The organism is Endozoicomonas sp. ONNA2 (genome assembly GCF_024606365.1).
Taxonomy (GTDB): Bacteria; Pseudomonadota; Gammaproteobacteria; order Pseudomonadales; family Endozoicomonadaceae; genus Endozoicomonas.
The window spans coordinates 1-2,526 of sequence record NZ_JAHHPO010001195.1 but is presented as its reverse complement, the minus strand read 5'-3'; the positions used below and the strand labels follow the sequence as shown (position 1 = coordinate 2,526).

Sequence of the window (2,526 nt, the reverse complement as noted above, 5' to 3'; positions counted from 1 at the left end):
TAGACCAATTTGCTGCCACCGCAGTAGGGCAGTCTATTCTCGGACAGCCTCCTGGGCCCTGACACGTCATCACAATTGGCAAGAAAAGAAGCCCTGCCACGACCTGATAAAAGTTTGCCATGACATTTTCAGCGGATGACAACACGGCACCCAGCACAATAATGGTCCATAGCACATAAGCCAGGCGTTCCAGCCCGGTTTCAATTTTTAAGGCAATCGACGGTTTAAAATGACGAAAAATCACCCCGAGAGATACTGGCGTCGTGGTAATCAAAAAGGTAACCAGGGCAATCTCACTGAAGGAGTACTCGTTCAATGCATCACCCGGGAAATGGGTCAAGGACAATGACACCATAAAAGGGACAGACACAAAGGCCAGAACACTGGTGACGGCGGTTAATGAGACGGATAACGCCACATCGCCTTTGGCCAATTTAGAAATGATGTTGCTGGTGACGCCCCCCGGGCAGAAGCTTAAAATCATCAAGCCTGCGGCAAAGGCTGGCGAAAAAGAAAACAAATGTACCGTCAAATACGCCAGCAAGGGCAACACCATGACCTGGGCAACCAGCGCAATAGCCACCACCTTTTTACGTTCCAGCACGCGTTTAAAATCGTTGATCCCAAGCCCTGTGCCCAGCGAAAACATAATAATGCTTTGGGCAACCAGCAGCAAAACATTGATTATAACGTCCATCTAACTGGTTATTGTTATTGAGAACTCCGTTTAGGGACAGCCCTGTATACGGAATAAATGTATGCCAATTTAATATGCCTGTTCCAGGCAGTGGTGAGTATTGAATTAACTTTTGTACAGTGGTCAAAGAGCGGCATTATAGAGTGCTTATGCTGCCACAGTAAATTCATCGACAGCCTGGCAATATCGCGAATTACCAACCTTCTATTCTTCAACACCATTAAAAGAAATTTTGATATTTTTAAAAATATTAATTTGCCTGGGAAACTAATGATTAAATTCAAACTCCAAGCGAAGGCTCAAATTGTCGACTTCATATAAAACTGTGAGGGAATAAACATGGGTCCTGGACTATTGAATGTCAATCCTGCCGTGACCAGTGCGGGGGAGACCGGGGGGCATCCACCCGCTACCAGAGGGCTAAGCGATGAAGCCAATGCAGTTTATCAAATGACCAGGACTGCGGTTGATGGTTCGAAATTTGGCAAACCCAGTTTTATCCGATGGGGGAAATGGGTTGTTGGTAAGCTTGGTCCGTTTGGTTTCGGGGTTACTGCGGTGATCAGTCCGGTACTTATCCCTGCCTCCCTCACCTATGATGCTGGTCGAGGCATGAAACTTCTTCTCCGAAAGATCATCAGGGCTGATGAGCCATTGCAGAAGTTACTGCCAATGTTGGCAAGGCAGGTTGAGGATGCCAGGCAGCTTGAGCAGCTCAATCATGAACTTGGGTTACACAAAGCAGAGATTTCTGACCAATTGTCTGCCTGTAAGGCCCATGCCGGTGAGTCTCTGGGCTTAAATGAACAATTGGTTCAGCAGTTGAATCAAAAATTCAGCTGTGAGAAACATCGAAATTGTGAACTCAATGATCTGCTGGATCATGTTTGTAACCGCGCAGACGATCTTGAGAAAGAGATTACTGATAACCTTGTGTCTTATGAGGCTTCAAAAGACCTGCTGGTTGAACAACTGTCGGAAAAATCGTTACTCATACAACAGCTCTCTGAGGAGCTTGAAGCCGCTCGTCAGCAACCCGGTCAACAATTTCACGGCTTTACTTTCCACGACACTCGTGAAGTTCGGTTTCAAGACTTGTGCATTGCGAAGGCTGCTTTACAGAAGCAAATGGAAATTCAGACAAAAATTTTAGCTGATTACATACTGGAAAATGATGAGCTTACCAAGGATAACAGGCGTTTGATAAATGCCCTGGAACAAGTTTGTGGTCCCATGGATTGGGATTATGGCAACTACAGGGCTGAAGACGGACAGTGCATGCAATGGCCTGATGTTGACCACTTGCAACAGGGTCTGAGAGAAAGTGACAATGATGATAGTCAAAATGCCCTGGAAATTACCACACGCGGGCTTCACACTGAGGCAGACCGGGTTCTGGAGGCAATACATGAGCCTCGGGACACACAAGAGGGGCGTGAACCTCCTGGGCATCCTCTGGCTAAAACACAGTTAGCAGATATGCAAAAGCTAACCTCGGATTTAAACTCCCTTGCATTGGCAATGAGTGACATTCAGTCTGTAACGTCAGATGCAACAATGATCATAGAAGAAGTCAAGTGTCGTCTGAAAAAAGCCAGGGAAGAAATACAGCAATTGACAGCTAAATCTGAAGATGATGAAAAAGAAAAGCGTGAGCTGTTGGTGAAAATTGCGGATCTGGAACAGATAAAACTAGAGTTATCACGAAAAGTATCTGAACTAACCCGGAGATTTCATAAACTGCCCCGTATCTCGCGCAGGACTTTGTCGCTCTAGGAGGCTGTCCGAGAATAGACTGCCCTGCTGCGGTGGCAGCAAATTGGTCTAAA

Annotated in this window: 2 protein-coding genes; one reads left to right on the top strand and one right to left on the bottom strand. The window is 46.2% G+C overall.

Annotated features, from left to right (window positions below):
- On the bottom strand, positions 1-697 hold a 697-nt coding region (locus KDK14_RS21020), incomplete at its 3' end, for a bile acid:sodium symporter family protein (RefSeq protein ID WP_257267209.1).
- Between the two features lie 339 nt (positions 698-1,036).
- On the opposite strand from KDK14_RS21020, the gene KDK14_RS21015 reads away from it, so the two are divergent.
- Positions 1,037-2,473, top strand: a complete 1,437-nt coding sequence (locus KDK14_RS21015; RefSeq protein ID WP_257267208.1) for a hypothetical protein — start codon at positions 1,037-1,039, stop codon at positions 2,471-2,473.
- The last annotated feature ends 53 nt before the right edge of the window (positions 2,474-2,526 follow it).